This is a genomic window from Geodermatophilus poikilotrophus (genome assembly GCF_900111455.1).
Lineage (GTDB): Bacteria > Actinomycetota > Actinomycetes > Mycobacteriales > Geodermatophilaceae > Geodermatophilus > Geodermatophilus poikilotrophus.
The window spans coordinates 133,413-156,608 of sequence record NZ_FOIE01000008.1 but is presented as its reverse complement, the minus strand read 5'-3'; the positions used below and the strand labels follow the sequence as shown (position 1 = coordinate 156,608).

Below are 23,196 nucleotides of genomic sequence, written 5' to 3'. Positions count from 1 at the left end.
TCCCGAGCTGAGCTGAGCATTGCCGCCTCGGTCCCGCGGGCGGCTCCTGTTCAGCTCCTGTCGTGATCTCCTCCCCGGAGCTGGCTGACGACGTGGGGGAGCAGCGGGCCGAGGACGGCGAGGCCGTCCCGCACCCCGCCGGTCGAGCCGGGCAGGTTGACCACCAGCGTGCGCCCGGCGGTGCCGGCGATCCCGCGGGACAGCACCGAGGTCGGCACCTCCCCCTCCCCGTACCGGCGGACCGCCTCGGCGATGCCCGGCGCCTCGCGATCGAGCACGCGGCGGGTGGCCTCGGGGGTGACGTCGGTGGGGGACAGCCCGGTGCCGCCGGTGGTGACGACGACGTCCGCGCCGGAGCTGATCGCCGCCAGCAGCACGACCTCCAGCTCGGCGGCGTCGTCGGGGCGCACGTGCGGCCCCTCGACGGTGAACCCGAGCGCGCGCAGCCCCTCGGCGAGGGCCTGCCCGCTGCGGTCCGCGTAGACGCCGGCCGACGCCCGGTTGGACGCGGTGACGACGACGGCGCGGGCGTCGTCCGGCAGCGCGGCGTTCACCGCCGCCACTCCCCGCTCTTGCCGCCGGACTTGGCCAGCAGCCGGACGTCGGTGATCGCGGCGCGCGGGTCGACGGCCTTGACCATGTCGATCACGGTCAGCCCGGCGACGGCGACCGAGGTGAGGGCCTCCATCTCCACGCCGGTGCGGTCGGCGGTGCGCGCGGTGGCGACGATCTCGACGGCGTCGTCGGCCACGGTCACGTCCACGGTGACGCCGTGCAGGGCGATGGGGTGGCACAGCGGCACGAGGTCCGGCGTCCGCTTGGCCCCGGCGATGCCCGCGATCCGGGCGACGGCCACGGCGTCCCCCTTGGGCACCCCCTCGCCGCGCAGCAGCGCCACCACCTCGGGGCTGACCAGCACCCGGCCGGCGGCCGTCGCCTCCCGGGCGGTGACCGGCTTGGCGGAGACGTCGACCATCCGGGCCGCGCCGGTCTCGTCGACGTGCGTCAGCTCGTTCACTGCAGCGCTCCTTCGATCAGCACGACGTCCACCGGGGCGCCGGCGGGCAGCTCGGTGACGTCCTCGGGGACGACGACCAGGCAGTTGGCGCGGGCCAGGTGGGCGACCAGGTGGGACCCGGGCCCGCCGACCTGGGAGACGGTGCCGGCGTCGTAGCGGCCGCGCAGGAACTGGCGGCGCCCGGCGGGGGAGCGCAGCGGCGCGGTCAGCGTCGCGGGGGCGCGCAGCCGGCCGGGTGCGGCGTGGCCGAGGGCGCGGCGCAGCGCCGGCCGGACGAAGACCTCGAAGGAGACGAACGAGCTCACCGGGTTGCCGGGCAGGGTGACCACGGGGACGCCGTCCACCGTGCCGGCGCCCTGGGGGCCGCCGGGCTGCATCGCGACCTTGACGAACTCGACGGTGCCCAGCTCCCGGAAGGCGTCCTTCACGACCTCGTAGGCGCCGGCGCTGACCCCGCCGCTGGTGATCAGCAGGTCGGCGGTCGCGAGCTCGGCGCGCACGGTGGCGAGGAACTGGTCGACGTCGTCCGGGACGAAGTGCAGCCGCCGCGCGGTCCCGCCGGCGTCCTCGACGGCGGCCACCAGCAGCGCGGAGTTGGACTCGTAGATCTGCCCGGGCAGCAGCGGCTCGCCGGGGTCGACGAGCTCGCTGCCGGTGGACAGCACGAGCACGCGGGGACGGCGGTGCACCTGCAGGGTCGTCGCGCCGACGGAGGCGGCGAGGCCCAGCTGCGCGGCACCGAGCGGGGTACCGGCGGTCAACGCCACGGTCCCGGCCGTGATGTCCTCCCCGGCGTGCCGCAGGTGGGTGCCGGGGGCCGGGGCGTCGCGGATCTCCACGACGTCGGTCGCGCCGTCGGTCAGCTCGACCGGCACCACGACGTCCGCACCGGCCGGCAGCGGGGCGCCGGTCATGATCCGCTGCACGGTGCCGGGCGCGAGCGGGTGGACGTCGGTGCGCCCGGCCGGGACGTCGTCCGCGACCGGCAGCCGCACCGGGAGCGCGGCGAGCTCGGCCGAGCGCGCGGCGTAGCCGTCCATCGCGGAGTTGTCGAAGCCGGGCAGCGACACCTGCGCGGTCACGTCCCGGGCGAGGACCCGGTTGTGCGCGGCCGCCAGCGGCACCTCCTCCTCGCCCAGCGGGGCGAGGAGCGCCGCGACGACCGCCTGGTGTTCCTCGACCGTGCGCACGGGCCACATCCTGACCGATCGGCGCCGGGCGCACGGACGGCGGGGACGCCGGAGCGGGTGAGCCGGTGGTCGGCGGCCGCCGCCGGCTCGACCCCCGCGACCCGGGTGCGGTCGTCCGAGGGGTCCGGGGCCGCTGCGGTCCCGGTTAGGGTCCCTGCGGACCGACGGGTGGACAGAGGGGTGGACATGAGCGAGATCGACCGGATGCTGGCGGCCAACGCCCAGTGGGCGGAACGGTTCCCCGGCTCCAGGGACGTGCGTCCGGCCCGCCGCGTCGCCGTGGTGGCCTGCATGGACTCCCGGATGCCCCTGTTCCCCATGCTCGGTCTCGAGGTCGGCGACGCGCACGTCATCCGCAACGCCGGTGGCGTCATCACCGAGGACGTCATCCGCTCCCTCACCGTCTCCCAGCACGTGCTGGGGACCCGCGAGATCCTGCTCGTGCACCACACCCAGTGCGGTCTGCAGGCCACCGACGACAACTCCTTCGCCGACCTCGTCGAGCAGGCGACCGGGCGCCGCCCACCGTGGGCGGTGCGTGCCTTCCGCGACGCCGACCAGGACGTGCGGGAGTCGATGCGGTTGGTCCACGAGAGCCCCTACCTGCTCTCGCGCGAGGTGCGCGGCTCGGTCTACGACGTCGCGACTGGGCTGCTGCGCGAGGTCGTCGTCGAGGGCTGACCCGCGGCCCGGAGGGGCCGGCGAGCCGGCTGGTATCGTGATCGGCTGGCGCGCTGGCCGGCTGGTGCCCGCGTGCCGCCCCGTCTCCCGTGCTCGGTGAGGCGATCCCACCAGCCGATCCGACGACGACGGAGGACACGAGCGCCGTGCGCACGTACACCCCGAAGCCCGGCGAGGTCAGCCGGGCCTGGCACGTCATCGACGCCACCGACGTGGTGCTCGGTCGACTCGCCAGCCAGACCGCGATCCTGCTCCGCGGCAAGCACAAGCCCCAGTACGCCCCGCACGTGGACGTCGGCGACTTCGTCGTCATCGTCAACGCCGGGAAGGTCGCCCTCACCGGCTCCAAGCGGGACGAGAAGGTCGCCTACCGCCACTCCGGCTACCCGGGTGGCCTCAAGCGGATCCCCGTCGGCGACCAGCTGCGCACGCACCCCGACCGCGTCATCGAGCGCGCGATCAAGGGCATGCTGCCGCACAACAGCCTGGGCCGTCAGATGCTCAAGAAGCTGAAGGTGTACGCGGGCCCCGAGCACCCGCACGCCGCCCAGCAGCCCCAGACCTACGAGATCAAGCAGGTGGCCCAGTGACGACCGCCCTCACCGTGACCGACGCCGAGGGGCGTCCGGTGCAGACCGTCGGCCGGCGCAAGGAGGCCATCGTCCGCGTGCGTCTGCTGCCGGGCACCGGCCAGTTCCGGCTGAACGGCCGCACCATCGAGGAGTACTTCCCGAACAAGGTGCACCAGCAGCTCATCCGTGAGCCGTTCGTGACCGTCGAGCGGGCCGAGCAGTACGACGTCGTCGGCATCCTCAAGGGCGGCGGCGTCAGCGGTCAGGCCGGCGCGCTGCGCCTGGCGATCGCGCGTGCGCTCGTCGCCGTCGAGGCCGAGGACCGTCCGGCCCTGAAGAAGGCCGGCTTCCTCACCCGCGACGCCCGGGTCACCGAGCGCAAGAAGTACGGGCTCAAGAAGGCCCGCAAGGCGCCTCAGTACTCGAAGCGCTGACCGGTACGCCCGTGGGTCGCCTCTTCGGGACCGACGGCGTCCGGGGTCGGGCCAACGCCGACCTCACGCCGGAGTTGGCCCTCTCGGTGGCACGTGCTGCCGCCGGCGTGCTCGCCGACCGCGACGGGACCCAGCGTCCCGTCGCGGTCGTCGGCCGTGACCCCCGCGCCAGTGGGGAGATGCTCGAGGCCGCCGTCGTGGCGGGCCTCGCCAGTGCCGGTGCGCAGGTGCTGCGGGCCGGGGTGCTGCCCACCCCGGCGATCGCGCACCTCACCGCGCACTCCGGCGCCGACCTCGGCGTGATGATCTCCGCCAGCCACAACCCGATGCCCGACAACGGCATCAAGCTGTTCAGCCGCGGCGGCCACAAGCTGCCCGACGCCGTCGAGGCCGCCATCGAGCAGGCCGTGACCGCCGGGCAGACCGACGGGCCCCGCCCCACCGGCGCCGCGATCGGCCGGGTCTCCGACCTGCCCGACGCCGGTGCGGTCTACGTGGACCACCTGCTCTCGACCGTCGCCCGGCCGCTGTCCGGCCTCACCCTCGTCGTCGACTGCGCCCACGGCTCGGCCGCGGTGTGCGCGCCCGAGGTCTACCGACGGGCCGGCGCCACCGTGCACGTGATCGGTGGCGAGCCCGACGGCTGGAACATCAACGACGGCATCGGCTCCACCCACCTCGGCCCGCTGACCGAGGCCGTGCACGCGCACGGTGCCGACCTCGGCATCGCGCACGACGGCGACGCCGACCGCTGCCTGGCGGTCACCGCCGAGGGCGACGGCGTCGACGGCGACGCCATCCTCGCGGTCTGCGCGCTGGGGCTGCACGAGCACGGCCGGCTCACCGGCGACACCGTCGTCGCGACGGTCATGAGCAACCTGGGCTTCCACCACACCATGCGCGACGCCGGCATCGCGGTGCACACCACCGCGGTCGGCGACCGGTACGTGCTCGAGGCGCTGCGGGCGCACGGGTTGAGCCTGGGTGGCGAGCAGAGCGGTCACCTGGTCTTCCTCGACCACGCCACGACCGGCGACGGGCTGCTCACCGGGCTGTCGCTGCTGTCCCGGATGGCGGAGACCGGCTCGTCGCTGGCGGAGCTGGCCTCGGTGGTGCGGCGGCTGCCGCAGACGCTGGTCAACGTGCCGGTCCGCGACCGGATGGCGGTCGTGGAGAGCGACGAGGTCGCCGCGGCGGTCAACCGGTGCGAGGCCGAGCTGGGGGACGACGGCCGGGTGCTGCTGCGCCCCTCGGGCACCGAGCAGCTGGTGCGGGTGATGGTCGAGGCGCCGACCCAGGAGCAGGCCGACGCGGTCGCCCAGCGCCTCGCCGGCATCGTCGCCGCCGTCGACTGACGCTCCGGTCACATCCGCCGGGTTCCACCCGTGCGAGGGACGGGTCCGGCCGGTCCCGCCGGTAGCCTCGGTGGAATGTGCGGCATCGTGGGATACGTCGGCCCGCAGAACGCCCTGGACGTCGTCCTGGAGGGTCTGCGCCGGCTGGAGTACCGGGGGTACGACTCGGCGGGCGTCGCCGTCCTCGCCGAGGGCGGGCAGGCCACGGCCAAGAGGGCGGGCAAGCTGGCCAACCTGGAGAAGGCCCTCGCCGACTCCCCGCTGCCCGAGTCGACGATCGGCATCGGGCACACCCGCTGGGCGACCCACGGCGGGCCGACCGACCGCAACGCCCACCCCCACCTGTCGGCGGACGGCAAGGTCGCGGTGATCCACAACGGGATCATCGAGAACTTCGCCGCGCTGCGCGCCGAGTGCGAGACGGCCGGCGTCGAGTTCGCCTCCGAGACCGACACCGAGGTCACCGCCCACCTCCTGGCGGCCACCTACGACGCGACGCCGGAGGGGCCGGGCCGCCTGGCCGAGGCGATGCGCGCGGTCAGCCGCCGGCTCGAGGGGGCCTTCACCCTCGTCGCCTCGCACGCCGACGAGCCCGACACCCTCGTCGCCTCGCGCCGCAACAGCCCGCTGGTCGTCGGTGTCGGCGACGGCGAGTACTTCCTCGGCTCCGACGTCGCCGCCTTCATCGCGCACACCCGCGACGCCCGCGAGCTCGGCCAGGACCAGGTCGTCGAGCTCGACCGCGACCGCGGGCTCACGGTCACCGACTTCGACGGCACCGTGGTCGAGCCCACCGCCTACACCGTGGACTGGGACGCCGCGGCCGCCGAGAAGGGCGGGCACGACTGGTTCATGCTCAAGGAGATCGCCGAGCAGCCGCAGGCGGTCGCCGACACCCTGCTGGGCCGGCTCGGCGACGACGGCCAGCTGGTGCTCGACGAGGTCCGGCTCACCGACCAGGACCTGCGCGACATCGACAAGGTCTTCGTCGTCTCCTGCGGCACCTCCTTCCACGCCGGCCTGATCGCCAAGTACGCCATCGAGCACTGGACCCGCATCCCGGTCGAGGTCGAGGTGGCCAGCGAGTTCCGCTACCGCGACCCGGTGCTCGACCGGTCCACGCTGGTCGTCGTCATCAGCCAGTCCGGCGAGACGATGGACACCCTGATGGCGCTGCGGCACGCCAAGGACCAGAAGGCCCGCGTGCTGGCGATCTGCAACGTCAACGGCTCGACCATCCCGCGGGAGTCCGACGCCGTCCTCTACACCCACGCCGGTCCGGAGATCGCCGTCGCGTCGACCAAGAGCTTCCTGGCGCAGATCGTCGCCTGCTACCTGGTCGGTCTCTTCCTGGCCCAGATCCGCGGCATCAAGTACGCCGACGAGGTCGCCGCGATCGTCGAGGACATCCGCGGGCTGCCGCAGGCCGTCGAGCAGGTGCTCACCCAGATGGAGCCGGTGCGCGAGTTGGGCCGGTCGCTGGCCGACGCCGACACGATCCTGTTCCTCGGCCGGCACGTGGGCTTCCCCGTGGCCCTGGAGGGCGCGCTGAAGCTCAAGGAGCTGGCGTACATCCACGCCGAGGGCTTCGCTGCCGGCGAGCTCAAGCACGGGCCGATCGCGCTGATCGACCAGGGGACGCCGGTCGTGGTCGTCGTCCCGTCGCCGCGCTCGCGCGAGTCGGTGCACGGCAAGGTCGTGTCGAACATCCAGGAGGTGCGGGCCCGCGGGGCGCGCACCATCGTGATCGCCGAGGAGGGGGACGACGACGTCCTGCCCTACGCCGACCACGTCATCCGGGTGCCCCGCACGCCCACGCTGCTGGCGCCGATCGTGACGACGGTGCCGCTGCAGGTGCTCGCCTGCGAGATCGCCGACACCCGCGGCTACGACGTCGACCAGCCGCGCAACCTGGCCAAGAGCGTCACCGTCGAGTAGAAGGACCCCGCGTCCCCCCATCCCTCGCACGCTCGGGCGGGGCCCTGACGCGGGGCCGTTCCAGTACGTCACCACGCCCGGGCCGCCTGCTCAGGGCCTCCCGCCGGACGGCGAGCCGGGCGGCGGCACGGCAGACTGACCCGGTGATCATCGGGGTCGGGATCGACGTGGTGCCGGTCGACCGGTTCGCCGAGTCCCTGACCCGTACCCCGGGCCTGCGCGACCGGCTGTTCACCGCCGAGGAGCAGCGCACGCCCAGCGGCACCGCGCGCACGGGTGAGTCGCTGGCCGCCCGCTTCGCGGCCAAGGAGGCCGTCGCCAAGGCGCTCGGTGCGCCCGGTGCCCTGCGCTGGCACGACGCCGAGGTCACCGTCGGCGACCACGGCCGGCCGCACCTGGAGATCCGGGGCTCGGTGGCCGGCCGGGCGGCGCAGCTCGGCATCACCTCCTGGCACCTGTCGCTGAGCCACGACGGCGGCATCGCCTCGGCGGTGGTGGTCGCCGAGGGCGTGCCGCGCGGGGAGGACACGTGACGGAGCTCGCGAGGTCACGCGGGGACACGGCACCGCTGCCGATCGCGCGGCCGGTGAGCGCCAGCGGGGAGGACGCGTGATCGGGCTGTACACGGCCGCCGAGGTGCGCGCCGCCGAGGAACCGCTGCTGGCGACCACTCCGGAGGGCACGCTCATGCAGCGGGCCGCGACCGGCCTGGCCACCGTCTGCCTGGAGCTCCTCGGGCGGGCGCACGGCACCCGGGTCACGGCGCTCGTCGGCGCCGGCAACAACGGCGGCGACGCGCTCTTCGCCGGGGCGCACCTGGCCCGCCGCGGCGCCCGGGTGACCGCCGTCCTGCTCGACCCGGGACGGGCGCACGCCGCCGGCCTGGCCGCGCTGCGCGCCGCGGGCGGACGGGTCACCGTCGCCGACGGGGACACCGGGCTCGGGCGCGCCGACCTGGTCCTCGACGGGATCGTCGGCACCGGCGGACACGGGGGGCTGCGCCCGCCGGCCGCCGCGCTGGTCGAGCGGGCCGCCACCGGGCCGGGTCTCATGGTCGCCGTCGACGTCCCGAGCGGGGTGGACGCCGACACCGGGGCGGTCCCCGGCCCGGCCTTCCCCGCGCAGCACACCGTCACCTTCGGCGCGCTGAAGTGCGGGCTGGTGGTGGGGGAGGGCCGCGGGTACGCCGGAGCGGTCCGCCTCGTCGACATCGGGCTCGACCTCCCGCGGGCCGGCACGCACCGGCTCACGGACGCCGACGTCGCCGCGCGCATGCGCCCGCCGGGCGGCGACGACGACAAGTACACGCAGGGCGTCGTCGGGGTCGTCGCCGGGTCCTCGGCCTACCCGGGCGCGGCCGTGCTGTGCACGGGGGCGGCGCTGCGCGCCCGGCCGGGACTGGTGCGCTACGCCGGGACGGCGGCCGCCGGGGTGCGGGCCGCGTGGCCGGAGGTCATCGTCACCGAGGGCCGGCCGGGGGACGCCGGGCGGGTGCAGGCGTGGGTGGTCGGGCCCGGGATGGGCACCGACGACGACGCCCGCAGCGTGCTGGCCGAGGTGCTCGCCACCGACCTGCCGGTGCTGGTGGACGCCGACGCGCTGACGATGGCCGCCCAGGACCCCGACCTCGTCCGGACGCGGTCGGCGCCCACCGTGCTGACCCCGCACGACCGCGAGTTCGCCCGCTTCGGCACCGAGGTGGGCTCCGACCGGGTCGGCGCGGCCCGCCGGCTGGCCGCCGACCTGGGCGCCGTCGTGCTGCTCAAGGGCGACGCCACCGTCGTCGCCGCGCCGGGCGGCACCGCGTACGTCAACGGCACCGGCACGCCGTGGCTGGCCACCGCCGGCACCGGCGACGTCCTCTCCGGCATCACCGGCGCGCTGCTGGCCACCGGCCTGCCGGCCGACGAGGCGGCGGCTGTGGGCGCGCACGTGCACGGCCGGGCCGGACGGCTGGCCGCGGAGGAGGGACCGCTCATCGCGGGTGACCTCGTGCGCTCCCTGCCGGCCACGCTGGCCCGCCTGCGCCGGGCGCCCGCGGGCCGGCTGGGAGACTCGGGCGCGTGAACGATCGAGCCCGGGCCGAGGTGGTCGTCGACCTCGACGCCATCGCCGCCAACACCGCGGCGCTGCGCGAGCGCGTCGGCCGGCCGCTGATGGCGGTGGTGAAGGCCGACGGGTACGGCCACGGCCTGGTCCCCTCGGCGCGGGCGGCCCTGGCCGGGGGAGCCGACGCGCTGGGCGTCGCGGTCCTGGAGGAGGCGCTCGCGCTCCGCGCGGCGGGCGTGACCGCCCCGCTGCTGGCCTGGCTGCACACCCCGGGCACCGACCACGCCGCCGCGCTGACCGCCGACGTCGAGGTGTCGGTCAACGCCGAGTGGGCCCTCGCCGAGGTCGTCGCGGCCGCCCGCGCCACCGGCCGCACCGCGCAGCTGCACCTGTTCGCCGACACCGGGCTGTCCCGCGAGGGCGCGACCGAGGCCGACTGGCCCGGCCTCGTCGCCGCGGCGGCGCGGGCGCAGGAGGACGGCGAGGTGGCCGTGGTGGGCCTGTGGAGCCACATGGCCTACGCCGACGCCCCGACCCACCCGACGATCGGCGCGCAGGTGCGGGTGTTCGAGGAGGCCGTGGCGATCGCCCGAGCGGCGGGGCTGACCGGGGCGCGGCTGCACCTGGCCAACTCCGCGGCGACGGTCGCGCTGCCCGACACCTGGTACGACATGGTCCGCCCGGGGATCGCCGTCTACGGCCTGGACCCGCTCGGCGGGGACCCGGCCGCCCACGGGCTGCGGCCGGCGATGACGGTGCGCGCCCGCGCCGCGCTGACCAAGCGGGTCCCCGCCGGGGTCGGCGTCTCCTACGGCCACACCTACTCCCCGGAGAACGAGACGACGCTGCTGCTGGTGCCGGTCGGCTACGCCGACGGCGTGCCACGCGCGGCGGGCAACCGGGCGCCGGTCCTCGCCGCCGGAGCGCACCGGACCATCGCCGGACGCGTGTGCATGGACCAGTTCGTCCTGGACGTCGGCGACGCCGAGGTGCGGGCCGGCGACGAGGTCGTGCTCTGGGGGCCGGGGGACCGCGGCGAGCCGACGGCGCAGGACTGGGCCGACGCGGTCGACACCATCCACTACGAGCTGGTCACCCGGATCGGCGGCCGCTTCACCCGCCGGTACGTCGGCTCGGCGGGGGCGGTGTGATGGCGGCGCCCAGGCGCCCGGGACGGCGGCCCCACCCGCACCACCGGGTCGGCGTCCTCGGCGCGGTCCTCGGCCTGGCCGCGGCCGGCACCGCCGTCGGGGTCGCCGTCAGCCGGGCCGCCGCCCGGCGGGTGGGCGCCGAGCGGCTGGGCTCCAAGGCGGGGCTGCCACCGGGTGCCTCCGACGCCCAGCTGCGCGAGGACGACCCGCTCGGCGCGGCGTCCCGCCGGGCCGACCGCACCGCGCTGGTCGCCGCCGACGACGGCGTGCTGCTGGCGGTGGAGGAGGTGGGGCCGACCGACGCCCCGCTGACCGTCGTGTTCTGCCACGGCTACTCGCTGTCGATGGCGTCGTGGACCTTCCAACGCCGGGCGCTGGGTGCCGCGCTGGCCACCGCGAACGGCTCGCGCCCGACGGCGCGGCTGGTGTTCTACGACCAGCGCGGGCACGGTGCCTCCGGCCGCGGTCCGGCCGAGCACTCGACCATGGAGCAGCTGGGCCGCGACCTCGACGCGGTGCTGCGGGCGCGGGTGCCCTCCGGGCCGGTGGTGCTGGTCGGGCACTCCATGGGCGGGATGACGGTGATGGCGCTGGCCGAGGTGCGCCCGCAGCTGTTCGGGACGCGGGTGGTCGGGGCGGCGCTGATGAGCACCTCCAGCGGCAACCTCGCCGACCTGGACTTCGGCATGCCGGAGCTGCTGACCCGGCTGCGGGCGGCGGTCATGCCCATCGCGGCGTTCACGATGCGCCGGCGTCCCGGCTTCGCCGAGCGCACCCGCCGGCTGGCCGCCGACCTCATCTCGCAGGTCACGTGGTCGCTGTCCTTCGCGTCGAGGGACGTCGACCCGGCGCTCGGCCGCTACGTCGACTCGATGATCGCGGGCACCCCGGTCGAGGTGATCGCGGAGTTCTACCCGGCGCTGGCGGGCCTGGACGAGACGGCGGCCCTGCAGCCGCTGCGCGCCGTCCCGGTGCTGGTGCTGACCGGCGACAAGGACACGCTGATCCCGCCGGAGCACAGCGACATGATCGTGGAGCTGCTCGGCGGGGCCGGTGCACCGGGGGTCGAGCACGTCGTCGTCTCCGAGGCGGGCCACATGGTGCCGCTGGAGAAGCCCGACGAGGTGACGGCCGCGCTGTCGGCGCTGCTGCGCCGGGTGGTCGCCGACCTCCCGACGGGAGCGGGCCGGTGACCCGGCCGCCCCGCTTCGACGCCGCCGCCGAGGAGGTCGCCCGCACCGCGGCCGCGGCGCCCGACTGGGAGGCCCTGGCCGCCGTGACCCGCCCCTGCGTGGCCTGCCCCGAGCTGGCCGCCACCCGGCAGCACGTGGTGGTGGGCGACGTCCCGGCTCGCGGGCGCCCGCGGTTCGCCCTGGTGGGCGAGGCGCCGGGGGCGACCGAGGACGAGACCGGCCGGGCGTTCGTGGGGAAGTCCGGTCAGCTGCTCGACCAGCTGCTGGCCGAGGCCGGGCTCGACCGCGCCGAGGCCGCCGTGCTCAACGTGGTGAAGTGCCGCCCGCCGGGCAACCGGACGCCGAAGGCCTCGGAGGTGGCCCGCTGCAGCGGCTGGCTGCGGCGCCAGCTGGAGCTGCTGGACCCGCCGGTCGTCGTCGCGCTGGGGCTGTCGTCGGCCAAGTGGTTCCTCGGCCCGCGCACCGTGCTGGCGCAGGCCCGCGGCCGGGCGCACGACGTCGACGGCCGGGCCGTCTGGGCCACCTACCACCCCTCGGCGGCGATCCGGTTCGGCCCGAACGGGGCGCCGCGGGCCGGGCTGCTGGCCGACCTCACCGCGGTCGCGGGGACCCTGGCGTGAGGCGCGAGCACCTGCTGCCGACCCCGGACGACACCCGGGCGCTCGGCGCCGCGCTGGCCGGGGTGGTGCGCGCCGGTGACCTGGTCGTGCTCGTCGGGCCGCTCGGCGCGGGGAAGACCGCGCTGACGCAGGGTCTCGGTGAGGCGCTGGGGGTGCGCGAGCCGGTCACCTCCCCGACGTTCGTCATCTCCCGCGTGCACCGCGGCGGCCGGCTGCCGCTGGTGCACGTCGACGCCTACCGCCTCGGCGGGGTCGCCGACGTCGACGACCTGGACCTCGACGCGTCCACCGAGGAGTCGGTCACCGTCGTCGAGTGGGGGCAGGGGCTGGTCGAGCAGCTGGCCGACGAGCACCTCGAGGTGCGGCTGGACCGTCGCGACGACGACGTCCGGACGGCGCTGCTCGTGCCGCACGGTCCCGGCTGGGAGCAGCGCCTGGACGGCCCGGCCTGACCGCGCACCACGTCGTCGCCGGGGTCCTCGTCCGCGGGACCACGCTGCTGGTGGGCCACCGGTCGCCGGAGCGCCGCTGGTACCCCGACGTGTGGGACCTCCCCGGCGGCCACGTCGAGCCGGGGGAGGACGAGCCGGGCGCGCTGGCCCGCGAGCTCCGCGAGGAGGTCGGCGTCGTCCCCCGCGACCCGGTGCCGCTGGCCCGCATCGAGGACGGCGAGCTGCGCCTGTCCCTCTGGGTGGTCCGGGCGTGGGACGGCGAGCCGCGCAACCTGCAGTCGCACGAGCACGACGAGCTGCGCTGGGTGACCGCCGCGGACCTGCCCGGCCTGCGCCTGGCGCACCCCGCCTACGTCGACGTCCTGCAGCAGGCGGTCGCGGGGGCCGGCTGAGCCGCCGGACTAACCTGGGCGCTCGTGCTCGTCCTCGCCCTCGACACCGCCACGCCGACGCTGGTCGCCGGCCTCGCCCGGTGGTCCCCGGACGGCGCGACGGAGATGCTCGCCGAGCGGGCGGTGCCGTCGGGCAATCGGCACGCCGAGCTGCTCACCGTCGCGGTCACCGAGGTGCTGCGCGACGCCGGGCGCACGCTCGCCGACGTCGACGCCGTCGTGACGGGGCTCGGCCCCGGGCCCTTCACCGGGCTGCGCGTCGGGGTGGTCACCGCGGCCGCGCTGGGGGACGCCCGGGGGCTGCCCGTCGTGGGCGTCTGCTCGCTGGACGCGGTCGGCTCCGGTGCGCGCACGGTCGTCACCGACGCCCGCCGCAAGGAGGTCTACTGGGCCACCTACGCCGCCGACGGCTCCCGCGCCGACGGCCCGGGCGTGGTGCGCCCCGAGGAGCTCGGGCCGGTCGGACCGGTCGTCGGCGACGCCCGGTTCGCCGAGCGGCTGGGCGTCGAGGTCACCCCGGCCGAGGTGATGACGGCAGGCCTGGTCCGGGCGGCAGCGCCGCAGCTGGCCGACCCGTCGTCCGCCGCCCCGCTGGTGCCGCTGTACCTGCGCCGCCCGGACGCCGTCCCGCCGACGTCGTTCAAGCCGGTGACGACGGCATGAGCGCGCGGCTGCGACCGATGCGGCTGGCCGACCTGGACGCCGTCCTGGAGCTCGAGGAGGAGCTGTTCGCCCCGGACACCTGGACCCGGGCGATGTACTGCGACGAGCTCTCCCGCACCGACACCCGCTCCTACCTGGTGGCCGAGGACGGCGACCGGGTCGTCGGCTACGCCGGACTCATCGCCTACGACGACGAGGCGCACGTGGCCACGATCGGGGTGGCCGAGGACCGGCAGGGCGAGGGGATCGGCGCCCGGTTGCTCGACGCGCTGCTGGCCGAGGCCGACCGGCGCAGCCCGGTGGTGCTGCTGGAGGTGCGCGCCGACAACGAGGTGGCGCAGGGGCTGTACCGGCGGCGCGGGTTCACCGAGGTCGGCCGGCGGCCGCGCTACTACCAGCCCAGCGGCACGGACGCCGTCGTGATGCGGCGGGAGAAGCTGTGAGCGGCTCTGCAGCCCTGGCGGCTCCGCCGCGCGGGAACGGACGGAGGGTGTCGCGTGGCTGACCAGCCGTTGGTGCTCGGGTTCGAGACCTCGTGCGACGAGACCGGCGTCGGCCTGGTGCGCGGGCGCACGCTGCTGTCCGACGCGCTGGCCACCTCGATGGCCGAGCACGAGCGCTTCGGCGGGGTGGTGCCCGAGATCGCCTCGCGGGCGCACCTGGAGGCGATGGTGCCGACCGTGCACCGCGCGCTGGCCGAGGCCGGGGTCGACGCCTCCGACGTCGACGCGGTGGCGGTCACCGCCGGGCCCGGGCTGACCGGCGCGCTGCTGGTCGGCCTGGCCGCGGCCAAGGCCTACGCCCTCGCGCTGGACAAGCCGCTGTACGGCGTCAACCACCTGGCCGCGCACGTGGCCGTCGACGAGCTGCAGCACGGCAGGCTGGCCGAGCCGTCGCTGGCCCTGCTGGTCTCCGGCGGGCACAGCTCGCTGCTGCTGGTGCCCGACCTCGCCCGCGAGGTGCAGTCGCTGGGCCGCACCATCGACGACGCGGCGGGGGAGGCCTTCGACAAGGTGGCCCGGGTGCTCGGCCTGCCGTTCCCCGGCGGCCCGCCGATCGACAGAGCCGCGCGCGAGGGCGACCCGGCGGCGATCGGCTTCCCACGTGGGCTCACCGGTCCCCGCGACGCCCCCTACGACTTCTCGTTCTCCGGCCTGAAGACCGCCGTCGCCCGGTGGGTGGAGGCGCGGCAGCGGGCGGGGGAGCCGGTGCCGGTGGCCGACGTCGCGGCGTCGTTCCAGGAGGCGGTCGCCGACGTGCTGACGGCCAAGGCGGTGCGCGCCTGCCGCGACCACGGCATCGACCACCTGGTGCTCGGCGGCGGCGTCGCGGCCAACTCGCGGCTGCGCGCCCTGGCCGAGGAGCGGTGCAGGGAGGCCGGCATCGTGCTGCGGGTGCCCAGCCCGCGGCTGTGCACCGACAACGGCGCGATGGTCGCCGCACTCGGCTCGCGGCTGGTCGAGGCCGGGGTCGCACCGTCGGCGCCGGACGTCGGCGCCGACAGCTCCCTGCCGATCGACGTCGTCACCCGATAGGACCCCCTCCCTCTCACCGCTCGCGAGCTCCCGGCGGGCCTCCGGACGGGGCCGCTCCGGTGACGTCACACACCAGGACGGTGGGGGCGCCGGCGACCCGGGTGACGACGACGGTCGCCGTCCCCGCGCCCTCCCCGCGCAGCTGACGGGCCAGCGTCTCCGGCTCGATCGCCGAGCCGCGCTTCTTGACCACCACCCGGCCGACGCCGCGCGTCCGCAGCAGTGCCTTCAGCTTCCTGAGGTTGAACGGCAGCACCTCGTCGACCCGGTACGAGGACACCCAGGGGGAGTCGGTCGCCGCATCGGAGGTCAGGTAGGCGATCGTCGGGTCGACCAGCGTGGCGCCGAGGTCGGCGGCGACCAGTGACACCAGGCCCGACCGGATGACCGCGGGGTCGGGCTCGTGCAGCCGGCCCCGGACCGGTCCGGACGGGGCGGGCCCCGGGTCGGTGGCCGCGGTCAGCTCCAGCACCTCGCCGTCGCGCACGAGGGAGGCCCGCCGCCAGGTCGAGGAGACCCCGCGCCCCCACAGCAGCGCCTCGACGATCGAGCCGCCAGCCGACACCCACTCCGCCTCGACGCCGGCCGGTACCCGCTCGTGGTCCAGGCCCGGCGCCACCTTGACCACCGCGTGCGGCGCCCGGTCCAGCAGCGTCGCCACCGTCGACCAGGGCGGGGACCAGCGGTCGGGGTCCAGCTGCCGTCGTCCGCCGGCCCGCCGCGCCGGGTCCAGGACGGCCGCGACGCACCCGGCCACCTCGCCGCCGCGCGCCGCATCGACCAGCTCGGCGGCGTCGCCGGCGACCACCCACACCCGGTCGGCCACCCCGAGCGCCTCGGCGTTCGCGGCGGTCAGCTCGCGGGCCAGCGGGTCGGTGTCGACGGCGAGCACGGTGGCCCCGGCCCGCGCCAGCGCCACCGTGTCGGTGCCGGACGCGCAGCCGAGGTCGACGGCCGAGTCGACCTCGTCGGACAGCAGGCGCTGCGCCCGCCGCGCGGCCAGTGCGGGTCGGCCGGCCTGCTCGAGGGTGTCCGCGGTGAGGAAGAGGACGTCGGCGTCGGCGCCGAACGCCGGGCGCGCCCGCGCGCGCAGCCGCGCCAGCTCCCAGGCCGGGCCGGCGTGGTCGGCGCCGACCTCGGCCCGCAGCCGTGCCAGGCCGGTCAGCAGGTCCGCGCCCTCGGCGAGCAGCGCGGCCGCCAGCGACGTGGCCGCCGTCCCCGCGGGTGTGCGCAGCCAGCGCAGCTGGGTCAGCGCGTCGGGGGAGGGCTCGTCGGGCACCCCACCAGCCTGGCACCCGCCGTCGCCGGGCGCCGGGGCCCCGGTTGAGTGGCTGGCACTCTCGTAGGTAGAGTGCCAATCGACACGGGCACCAGGCGCCTGACCCCCGCGACGGCAGGCACCGGCACCGTGCCACAGCATCAGAGCACGACCCACCAGCCGTCCGATCCCGAAGGGGGCGTCACCTCGTGACGACCGCTACCAAGGTCAACATCAAGCCGCTCGAGGACCGTGTCGTGGTCCAGGCCAACGAGGCCGAGACGACCACCGCCTCCGGCCTGGTCATCCCGGACACCGCCAAGGAGAAGCCGCAGGAGGGCACGGTCGTGGCCGTGGGCCCCGGTCGCGTCGACGACAACGGCAACCGCGTCCCGCTCGACGTCAGCGTCGGCGACGTGGTCATCTACTCCAAGTACGGCGGCACCGAGGTCAAGTACGCCGGCGAGGAGTACCTGGTGCTCTCCGCCCGCGACCTGCTCGCCGTCGTGGAGAAGTAAGAGGACCCCGCTCCTCCCCACCCCTCGCAGGCTCGGGGCGGGCCCCTGGACCGGGGCCGTTCCAGTGCCTGCGACGGGGCCGTTCCAGTACGTCACCAGACCGCCCCGGCGACCCGAACTGACCGGGTCCCGGGGCGGTCGTCGTCCCACCCCGTGCTCCACCTGATCGGAAGGGCCCCATGGCCAAGATCATCAAGTTCAACGAGGACGCCCGCCGCGCGCTGGAGCGCGGCGTGGACAAGCTCGCCGACGCGGTCAAGGTGACCCTCGGTCCGCGCGGGCGCAACGTCGTCCTCGACAAGAAGTTCGGCGCCCCGACCATCACCAACGACGGCGTGACCATCGCCCGTGAGGTCGAGCTCGAGGACCCGTACGAGAACCTCGGCGCCCAGCTGGCCAAGAACGTGGCCACCAAGACCAACGACGTCGCCGGCGACGGCACCACCACCGCCACCGTGCTGGCCCAGGCCCTGGTGCACGAGGGCATGCGCAACGTCGCCGCCGGTGCCAGCCCCACGGCGCTCGGCACCGGCATGCGCGCCGCCGCCGATGCCGTCTCCCGGGCTCTCGACGAGGTCGCCATCCCGGTCTCCGACGAGCAGGCCATCGCCGGTGTCGCGACCGTCTCGGCGCAGGACGCCGAGGTCGGCCAGCTGATCGGCCAGGCCATGGAGAAGGTCGGCAAGGACGGCGTCATCACCGTCGAGGAGAGCACCACCCTCTCCACCGAGCTCGACGTGACCGAGGGCGTGCAGTTCGACAAGGGCTACCTCTCGCCCTACTTCGTCACCGACCAGGAGGCGATGGAGGCCGTCCTCGAGGACACCCTCGTGCTGCTGGTCAGCGGCAAGATCAGCGCGCTGGCCGACCTGCTCCCGCTGCTGGAGAAGGTGCTCTCGACCGGCGGTCGCCCCCTGCTGATCGTCGCCGAGGACGTCGAGGGCGAGGCGCTGTCCACCCTCGTCGTCAACTCCATCCGCAAGACGATCAAGGTCGTCGCGGTGAAGTCGCCGTACTTCGGCGACCGCCGCAAGGCGTTCATGACCGACCTCGCCGTCGTCACCGGCGCCCAGGTGGTCAGCGAGGACGTCGGTCTCAAGCTCGACCAGGTCGGCCTGGAGGTGCTCGGCACCGCGCGCCGGGTCACCGTCACCAAGGACGAGACGACGATCGTCGACGGCGGCGGCACCGGTGAGGCCATCGGCGACCGGGTGGCGCAGATCCGCCGCGAGATCGAGGCGACCGACTCCGACTGGGACCGGGAGAAGCTGCAGGAGCGGCTGGCCAAGCTCGCCGGCGGCATCGGTGTCATCCGCGTCGGCGCGGCCACCGAGGTCGAGATGAAGGAGAAGAAGCACCGGATCGAGGACGCCATCGCCGCCACCCGCGCCGCGGTGGAGGAGGGCGTCGTCCCCGGTGGTGGCTCGGCGCTGGTGCACGCGGCCGCGGCCGTGGACGCCCTCGACCTGTCCGGTGACGAGCTCACCGGTGCCCGCGTGGTCCGCCGGGCGCTGGACGCCCCGCTGGTCCGCATCGCCGAGAACGCCGGCTTCGAGGGTCGGGTCGTGGTGGCCAAGGTCCGCGAGGCCGGGGTCGGTCAGGGCTTCAACGCCGCGACCGGCGAGTACGGCGACCTGGCCGCCCAGGGCGTCATCGACCCAGTCAAGGTCACCAAGGCCGCGCTGGGCAACGCCGTCTCGATCGCCGCGATGGTGCTGACCACCGACTCCGCCGTCGTCGAGGCGCCGGAGGAGGACGAGCCGGCCGGTGCCGGGCACCACACCCACGGCCACTCGCACGGCCACGGGCACAGCCACTGAGCTGATCCGGCGCCCGCGGAGGGCGCCGCGCGCCGAGGGGGCCCGGTCCGGATCATCCGGACCGGGCCCTCCGCCGTGTGCGGGGAGCGGTGGGCGGTCGGGCGGTCGTCCACCACGATGGCGGGATGCTCGTCGACGCCTTGCACGCACCCGGCCCCGCGGACCCCGGGGCCCTCGACGACTTCGGCCGGCTCGTCGGGGCCTGGCGGCTGGACTGGAGTGGCCTGACCCCCGACGGCACCTGGCACCACGCGGCCGGGGAGCTGCACGTGGGCTGGGTCCTCGACGGGCGCGCCGTCCAGGACGTGTGGATCGTGCCCGGCCGCGGCGAGCCCGGTGCCGGCGTGCCGCCGCTGGCCTTCCACGGGACGACGGTGCGCTTCCTCCACCCGGATGGGGACCGCTGGCTGTCGACCTGGATGGAGCCGGTGAACGGTCGGGTCCGGCGCTTCACCGGGCGGGCGCACGGTGCCGACGTGGTGCTGCTCAGCGACGACGAGGAGCCGTGGCTGCGGTGGCGCTTCACCGACGTCGGGCCGGACTCCTTCACCTGGTCGGCGGAGACCTCCCGGGACGGCGGCCGCAGCTGGGTGCACGACGAGCTGATGCTGGCCCGCCGCCTGGCGTAGCCGCACGAATGCCGAGAGGGCCGGTCCAGCAGCTGCTGGACCGGCCCTCTCGGCGTCTCTGGGTGGAGCTCAGACCCCCGCGGCGACGGCGGCGGGCTCCGCGGCGATCAGCCGGGCCCGCTCCTCCTCGCTCATGCCGCCCCAGACCCCGTAGGGCTCGCGGACCGACAGGGCGTGCTTGAGGCAGGACTCGATCACCGGGCAGCGCGAGCAGACGGCCTTGGCGGCCGACTGACGGCGGGCTCGGGCCGGGCCGCGCTCGCCGTCCGGGTGGAAGAACAAGGCGGTGCTCTCTCCGCGGCAGGCGCCGTGCAGCTGCCAGTCCCAGACCTCGGCGACAGGTGTGGGCAGGCGGCGGATGTCGGCCATTCGTCCTCCTCGGCTCGGTGCGAGCCGGAGAAGGCGGTCCGGCTGCATGGGGGCCGGTGCCCGAGCCCTCCGTGGGTCAAACACACGGTGACCCTGCATTTTGTCGGCTCCGGTCTCCCCCCGCTGGGTGAGAGCGGGTGTTGCCGACACCGGGAGTCGATCAAGGTGGCTGCAGGCCGTGCCGAACACCGCCACGGGACACCCGTCGGCGGCTCCGGTCCGGCCGGAGCGACGGCGGAGTCCCCGGACGGGACCGCACGTCCGAGCGAGACCCGGCCGGGGGACCCGGGCGGTGGACCCGGCCGAGACGTGCGGCCGGCGAGCGAGGAGCAGGCGTGATCGACGACAGGATGCGCGGACCCGGCCACGGCACGACGTGCGTGTGGGTCTACGACGAGCGCCGGCGGGTCCGCGACGACATCGCGGGCCGCCTGGTGGCACTGCCGTTCGTGGGACGGGTGGAGGTCGTCGGCGACGCCGCCGCCCTCATGGCCCGGCTGGCGACCCGGCAGCCCGACGTCCTGCTCATCGGTACCCAGCGCGCCACGGACTCCGGGTTGACCGTGGCCACCCAGGCGCTGCGCGCCCACCCGCGGCTGCCGGTCCTGGTCCTCGGCGCCCCCGACGACGGCGAGACCGTCCGTGCGGCGGTCGCGGCCGGTGCCCGCGGCTACCTGCGCTGGGACGCCACCGCGCTGGAGATGGGCCTGGGCCTGTCGCGGGTCGGCCTGCGGGTCGACGGCCGCGGCCCCGCGCCGGCCCTCCCGCACCAGCCGGTCCCGCTGGCCTCGGTCGGCGCCCACGCCGGCCACGGCAACGGGACGCCGGCCTGGAACGGTGCGACCCCGCTGGCCGGCTCCGCGCCCACCACGGTGCGCTCCACCGTCCGCGAACCCGCGCCGGTCAGCCTCTCGATGCGCGAGATGCAGGTGCTCACCGGGATGAGCCAGGGCAAGAGCAACGCCCAGATCGGCCGCGAGCTCTACCTCTCCGAGGACACCATCAAGACCCACGCCCGCCGGCTGTTCCGCAAGCTCGGCGCCAAGGACCGCGCGGAGGCGGTGGCCACCGGCTTCCGCCGCGGCATGATGCAGTGACACCGTCGGCGCACTGGCCGACACCGCGCCCAGGTGCCGTGCCCGGCTGCCGCTGAGCACACGCCGAGCGCCCTCTCCCCGCACGGGAGGGGGCGCTCGGCGCGTGTCCGCCCCTGCGAGGCGTCGTGAGGAGTGGGGGCCGGAGGCCTCCGCGACGAGCGACGGGTCGGCCCTGCTGCAGGGTCCCGGCCCGAGCCTGCGAGGGGCGGGGGGCAGCAGGGTCCTCTGTCAGTCCTCGCGGGCGTGCCTGCCGCCGCGGCCCTCGCCGCCGGGCTCCTCGCGCTCGGCCACCGCGGCGATCCCGTCGGCGTAGCCGCTGGCGTAGTCCCAGCTGACGTAGTCGTCCGGGTCGGGGTCGAACGGCGGCTCGTGGCGGCCGGTCTGCCCCTCCTCGAGCAGCTGGCGCAGGTTGGCCTGCATCAGGGCCCAGTCGACGTGGTGCTCCTCGTCGCAGTCCGGGCAGTCGACGACGATGCCCTTGATGCCCGTCGGCTCCAGCAGCGTCCGGAACACCTCCAGCTCGGCGAGGTCGTCCAGGACGCCGGCCCGTTCCTCCATGGTCAGCGGCGGCGGACCCGGCTGGTCGGCGGACCCGAAGTCGGGCCCGGAAGCGTCGTCCCAAGAACTCACGGGTGCCACGGTATCGGCCGGACGGGGATCACACAGAGCCCTCGGGGGTCGCCGCCTACGATCGAGTGCGGCTCCCCGCGCGCCCAGGAGGGTGCCGGCCGATCCGGAGGGGTGGCGGCAACCGATGCAGCCCGATGAGTTCGTCCCCGAGCTGCCGGCGAAGTTCGCGCCGCTCGGCCTGACCTACGACGACGTCCTGCTCATCCCCGGCGCGTCGGACGTCGTCCCCGCCGAGGTGGACACCAGCAGCCGGCTGACCCGTGGCATCCGCCTGGCGGTCCCGCTGCTCTCCAGCGCGATGGACACCGTCACCGAGGCGCGCATGGCGATCGCCATGGCGCGGGTCGGCGGCACGGGCGTGCTGCACCGCAACCTCGCCGCCGAGGAGCAGGCCGGCCAGGTCGACCTGGTCAAGCGCTCGGAGGCCGGCATGGTGACCAACCCGGTGACCTGCTCGCCGGACAACACCCTCGCCGAGGTCGACGCGCTGTCGGCGCGCTACCGCATCTCCGGCGCGCCGGTGGTGGACGCCGAGGGCGTCCTGCTCGGCATCGTCACCAACCGCGACATGCGCTTCGAGACCGACCAGTCGGTGCTCGTCCGCGACGTCATGACGCCGATGCCGCTGGTCACCGCCCCGGTGGGCGTCGACGCGGACACGGCGCTCGCCCTGCTGCGCAAGAACAAGATCGAGAAGCTGCCGCTGGTCGACGGCGCCGGCCGGCTGCGCGGGCTTATCACCGTCAAGGACTTCGTCAAGCGCGACCAGTTCCCGAACGCCACCAAGGACGACGACGGCCGCCTCGTGGTGGGTGCCGCCCTCGGTGTCGGGGACGACGCCTACAAGCGGGCCGGGCTGCTGGTCGACGCGGGCGTGGACGTGCTCGTCGTCGACACCGCGCACGGCCACCAGCGGGCCGTGCTGGAGATGGTGGCGCGGGTCAAGGCCGACTTCGGCGTCCAGGTGGTCGGCGGCAACGTCGCCACCCGCGCCGGTGCCCAGGCGCTGGTCGATGCCGGGGTCGACGCGGTCAAGGTCGGCGTGGGCCCGGGGTCGATCTGCACCACCCGCGTGGTCGCCGGCGTCGGCGTCCCGCAGGTCACCGCCGTCTACGAGGCGGCGCTGGCGGCCCGGCCGGCCGGCGTCCCGGTGATCGCCGACGGCGGCCTGCAGTACTCCGGCGACATCGCCAAGGCCCTGGTCGCCGGCGCCGACACGGTGATGATCGGCGGCCTGTTCGCCGGCGTCGAGGAGGCGCCGGGCGAGCTGGTCTTCGTCAACGGCAAGCAGTACAAGACCTACCGCGGCATGGGGTCGCTGAGCGCCATGCAGAAGCGCGGCAACCAGTCCTACAGCCGCGACCGCTACTTCGCCGACGACGTGCTGTCCGACGACAAGCTCGTCCCGGAGGGCATCGAGGGCCAGGTGCCCTACCGCGGCCCGCTGGCCGGCGTGGCCCACCAGCTCGTCGGCGGGCTGCGCGCCTCGATGGGCTACGCGGGCGCGCAGACCGTCGCGGACCTGCAGGAGCGCGGTCAGCTGACCCGGATCACCTCGGCCGGCCTGGTGGAGAGCCACCCGCACGACATCCAGATGACCGTCGAGGCCCCGAACTACCGGGGGCGCTGACC

Annotated in this window: 26 protein-coding genes; 20 read left to right on the top strand and 6 right to left on the bottom strand. The window is 75.5% G+C overall.

Going from position 1 to position 23,196, the window contains the following annotated elements; translation table 11 throughout:
* Positions 1-50 precede the first annotated feature (50 nt).
* The 3 genes from BMW27_RS18260 to moeA are packed head-to-tail and all read right to left on the bottom strand — an operon-like array spanning position 51 to position 2,217.
* The gene (locus tag BMW27_RS18260) at positions 51-554 is read right to left on the bottom strand and encodes a MogA/MoaB family molybdenum cofactor biosynthesis protein (RefSeq protein WP_091447099.1); all 504 of its coding nucleotides are present in this window, start codon (positions 552-554) and stop codon (positions 51-53) included.
* Complete coding sequence (gene moaC, locus BMW27_RS18255; RefSeq protein WP_012950446.1) at positions 551-1,018, bottom strand: cyclic pyranopterin monophosphate synthase MoaC; 468 nt, start codon at positions 1,016-1,018, stop codon at positions 551-553. Before moaC ends, BMW27_RS18260 begins: the two co-directional genes overlap by 4 nt.
* Positions 1,015-2,217 carry a molybdopterin molybdotransferase MoeA gene (moeA, locus tag BMW27_RS18250; protein ID WP_245743697.1) on the bottom strand — a complete coding sequence of 401 codons (1,203 nt, stop codon included), beginning with the start codon at positions 2,215-2,217 and terminating at the stop codon, positions 1,015-1,017. The genes moaC and moeA overlap by 4 nt, the downstream gene beginning before the upstream one ends.
* Positions 2,218-2,394: 177 nt before the next feature.
* Between moeA and BMW27_RS18245 the strand changes: the two genes are divergently transcribed.
* The 15 genes from BMW27_RS18245 (at position 2,395) to tsaD (ending at position 15,243) form a co-directional block, all read left to right on the top strand.
* A complete protein-coding gene (locus tag BMW27_RS18245; RefSeq protein ID WP_091447096.1) occupies positions 2,395-2,889 on the top strand; it encodes a beta-class carbonic anhydrase in 495 nt (164 codons plus the stop codon).
* Between the two features lie 146 nt (positions 2,890-3,035).
* Complete coding sequence (rplM, locus tag BMW27_RS18240; RefSeq protein ID WP_091446634.1) at positions 3,036-3,479, top strand: 50S ribosomal protein L13; 444 nt, start codon at positions 3,036-3,038, stop codon at positions 3,477-3,479.
* The gene (gene rpsI / locus BMW27_RS18235; protein ID WP_091446632.1) at positions 3,476-3,895 is read left to right on the top strand and encodes a 30S ribosomal protein S9; all 420 of its coding nucleotides are present in this window, start codon (positions 3,476-3,478) and stop codon (positions 3,893-3,895) included. The genes rplM and rpsI overlap by 4 nt, the downstream gene beginning before the upstream one ends.
* 11 nt (positions 3,896-3,906) lie before the next feature.
* Positions 3,907-5,250, top strand: coding sequence for a phosphoglucosamine mutase (gene glmM / locus BMW27_RS18230; protein WP_091446630.1), 1,344 nt, complete (start codon positions 3,907-3,909; stop codon positions 5,248-5,250).
* Between the two features lie 75 nt (positions 5,251-5,325).
* On the top strand, positions 5,326-7,188 hold the full coding sequence (glmS, locus tag BMW27_RS18225) for a glutamine--fructose-6-phosphate transaminase (isomerizing) (RefSeq protein WP_091446628.1): 1,863 nt from the start codon (positions 5,326-5,328) through the stop codon (positions 7,186-7,188).
* 143 nt (positions 7,189-7,331) lie between these two features.
* On the top strand, positions 7,332-7,721 hold the full coding sequence (locus tag BMW27_RS18220) for a holo-ACP synthase (RefSeq protein WP_091446627.1): 390 nt from the start codon (positions 7,332-7,334) through the stop codon (positions 7,719-7,721).
* 76 nt (positions 7,722-7,797) lie between these two features.
* Positions 7,798-9,255: an NAD(P)H-hydrate dehydratase gene (locus BMW27_RS18215; RefSeq protein ID WP_091446625.1), complete on the top strand. Its 1,458-nt coding sequence runs from the start codon at positions 7,798-7,800 to the stop codon at positions 9,253-9,255.
* Complete coding sequence (gene alr, locus BMW27_RS18210; protein ID WP_091446623.1) at positions 9,252-10,388, top strand: alanine racemase; 1,137 nt, start codon at positions 9,252-9,254, stop codon at positions 10,386-10,388. Before BMW27_RS18215 ends, alr begins: the two co-directional genes overlap by 4 nt.
* Positions 10,388-11,581, top strand: coding sequence for an alpha/beta fold hydrolase (locus BMW27_RS18205; protein ID WP_091446621.1), 1,194 nt, complete (start codon positions 10,388-10,390; stop codon positions 11,579-11,581). The genes alr and BMW27_RS18205 overlap by 1 nt, the downstream gene beginning before the upstream one ends.
* On the top strand, positions 11,578-12,201 hold the full coding sequence (locus BMW27_RS18200) for a uracil-DNA glycosylase (RefSeq protein WP_091446620.1): 624 nt from the start codon (positions 11,578-11,580) through the stop codon (positions 12,199-12,201). The genes BMW27_RS18205 and BMW27_RS18200 overlap by 4 nt, the downstream gene beginning before the upstream one ends.
* On the top strand, positions 12,198-12,653 hold the full coding sequence (tsaE, locus tag BMW27_RS18195) for a tRNA (adenosine(37)-N6)-threonylcarbamoyltransferase complex ATPase subunit type 1 TsaE (RefSeq protein ID WP_091446618.1): 456 nt from the start codon (positions 12,198-12,200) through the stop codon (positions 12,651-12,653). Before BMW27_RS18200 ends, tsaE begins: the two co-directional genes overlap by 4 nt.
* Entirely contained in the window at positions 12,623-13,045 is a 423-nt protein-coding gene (locus tag BMW27_RS18190; protein ID WP_281244778.1) for an NUDIX domain-containing protein, read from the top strand. The genes tsaE and BMW27_RS18190 overlap by 31 nt, the downstream gene beginning before the upstream one ends.
* Positions 13,046-13,069: 24 nt before the next feature.
* Positions 13,070-13,708 (top strand): tRNA (adenosine(37)-N6)-threonylcarbamoyltransferase complex dimerization subunit type 1 TsaB, encoded by a 639-nt coding sequence (gene tsaB, locus BMW27_RS18185; RefSeq protein WP_091446616.1) that lies wholly within the window; start codon positions 13,070-13,072, stop codon positions 13,706-13,708.
* Entirely contained in the window at positions 13,705-14,151 is a 447-nt protein-coding gene (gene rimI, locus BMW27_RS18180; protein ID WP_091446615.1) for a ribosomal protein S18-alanine N-acetyltransferase, read from the top strand. The genes tsaB and rimI overlap by 4 nt, the downstream gene beginning before the upstream one ends.
* A gap of 54 nt (positions 14,152-14,205) precedes the next feature.
* Complete coding sequence (gene tsaD / locus BMW27_RS18175; RefSeq protein ID WP_091446612.1) at positions 14,206-15,243, top strand: tRNA (adenosine(37)-N6)-threonylcarbamoyltransferase complex transferase subunit TsaD; 1,038 nt, start codon at positions 14,206-14,208, stop codon at positions 15,241-15,243.
* Positions 15,244-15,256: 13 nt separating this feature from the next.
* On the opposite strand, the gene BMW27_RS18170 is transcribed toward tsaD, so the two are convergent.
* Positions 15,257-16,522 (bottom strand): class I SAM-dependent methyltransferase, encoded by a 1,266-nt coding sequence (locus tag BMW27_RS18170; RefSeq protein ID WP_091446610.1) that lies wholly within the window; start codon positions 16,520-16,522, stop codon positions 15,257-15,259.
* Positions 16,523-16,710: 188 nt separating this feature from the next.
* Here BMW27_RS18170 and groES point away from each other — a divergent pair, with 188 nt between their 5' ends.
* From groES to BMW27_RS18155, 3 genes are all read left to right on the top strand, one after another.
* Positions 16,711-17,019, top strand: a complete 309-nt coding sequence (groES, locus tag BMW27_RS18165) for a co-chaperone GroES (RefSeq protein ID WP_089303764.1) — start codon at positions 16,711-16,713, stop codon at positions 17,017-17,019.
* Between the two features lie 179 nt (positions 17,020-17,198).
* Positions 17,199-18,839: a chaperonin GroEL gene (gene groL, locus BMW27_RS18160; protein ID WP_091446608.1), complete on the top strand. Its 1,641-nt coding sequence runs from the start codon at positions 17,199-17,201 to the stop codon at positions 18,837-18,839.
* A gap of 125 nt (positions 18,840-18,964) precedes the next feature.
* Positions 18,965-19,468 (top strand): hypothetical protein, encoded by a 504-nt coding sequence (locus BMW27_RS18155; RefSeq protein ID WP_091447089.1) that lies wholly within the window; start codon positions 18,965-18,967, stop codon positions 19,466-19,468.
* 69 nt (positions 19,469-19,537) lie between these two features.
* On the opposite strand, the gene BMW27_RS18150 is transcribed toward BMW27_RS18155, so the two are convergent.
* Entirely contained in the window at positions 19,538-19,837 is a 300-nt protein-coding gene (locus BMW27_RS18150; protein WP_012950425.1) for a WhiB family transcriptional regulator, read from the bottom strand.
* A 335-nt stretch (positions 19,838-20,172) separates the two neighbouring features.
* On the opposite strand from BMW27_RS18150, the gene BMW27_RS18145 reads away from it, so the two are divergent.
* Positions 20,173-20,934 (top strand): response regulator transcription factor, encoded by a 762-nt coding sequence (locus tag BMW27_RS18145; RefSeq protein WP_091446605.1) that lies wholly within the window; start codon positions 20,173-20,175, stop codon positions 20,932-20,934.
* A gap of 228 nt (positions 20,935-21,162) precedes the next feature.
* Here the strand turns inward: BMW27_RS18145 and BMW27_RS18140 are convergent, their stop codons facing one another.
* A complete protein-coding gene (locus BMW27_RS18140; protein WP_091446602.1) occupies positions 21,163-21,564 on the bottom strand; it encodes a DUF5319 family protein in 402 nt (133 codons plus the stop codon).
* Positions 21,565-21,688: 124 nt separating this feature from the next.
* On the opposite strand from BMW27_RS18140, the gene guaB reads away from it, so the two are divergent.
* On the top strand, positions 21,689-23,194 hold the full coding sequence (gene guaB, locus BMW27_RS18135) for an IMP dehydrogenase (protein ID WP_091446599.1): 1,506 nt from the start codon (positions 21,689-21,691) through the stop codon (positions 23,192-23,194).
* Positions 23,195-23,196 lie beyond the last annotated feature (2 nt).

Bases quoted from the DNA above. Each gene is read 5' to 3' on its own strand.
- moeA (WP_245743697.1), bottom strand. From the start codon at position 2,217: ATGTGGCCCGTGCGCACGGTCGAGGAACACCAGGCGGTCGTCGCGGCG.
- BMW27_RS18245 (WP_091447096.1), top strand. From the start codon at position 2,395: ATGAGCGAGATCGACCGGATGCTGGCGGCCAACGCCCAGTGGGCGGAA.
- glmS (WP_091446628.1), top strand. From the start codon at position 5,326: ATGTGCGGCATCGTGGGATACGTCGGCCCGCAGAACGCCCTGGACGTC.
- BMW27_RS18205 (WP_091446621.1), top strand. From the start codon at position 10,388: ATGGCGGCGCCCAGGCGCCCGGGACGGCGGCCCCACCCGCACCACCGG.
- rimI (WP_091446615.1), top strand. From the start codon at position 13,705: ATGAGCGCGCGGCTGCGACCGATGCGGCTGGCCGACCTGGACGCCGTC.
- groL (WP_091446608.1), top strand. From the start codon at position 17,199: ATGGCCAAGATCATCAAGTTCAACGAGGACGCCCGCCGCGCGCTGGAG.
- BMW27_RS18155 (WP_091447089.1), top strand. From the start codon at position 18,965: ATGCTCGTCGACGCCTTGCACGCACCCGGCCCCGCGGACCCCGGGGCC.
- BMW27_RS18150 (WP_012950425.1), bottom strand. From the start codon at position 19,837: ATGGCCGACATCCGCCGCCTGCCCACACCTGTCGCCGAGGTCTGGGAC.
- guaB (WP_091446599.1), top strand. From the start codon at position 21,689: ATGCAGCCCGATGAGTTCGTCCCCGAGCTGCCGGCGAAGTTCGCGCCG.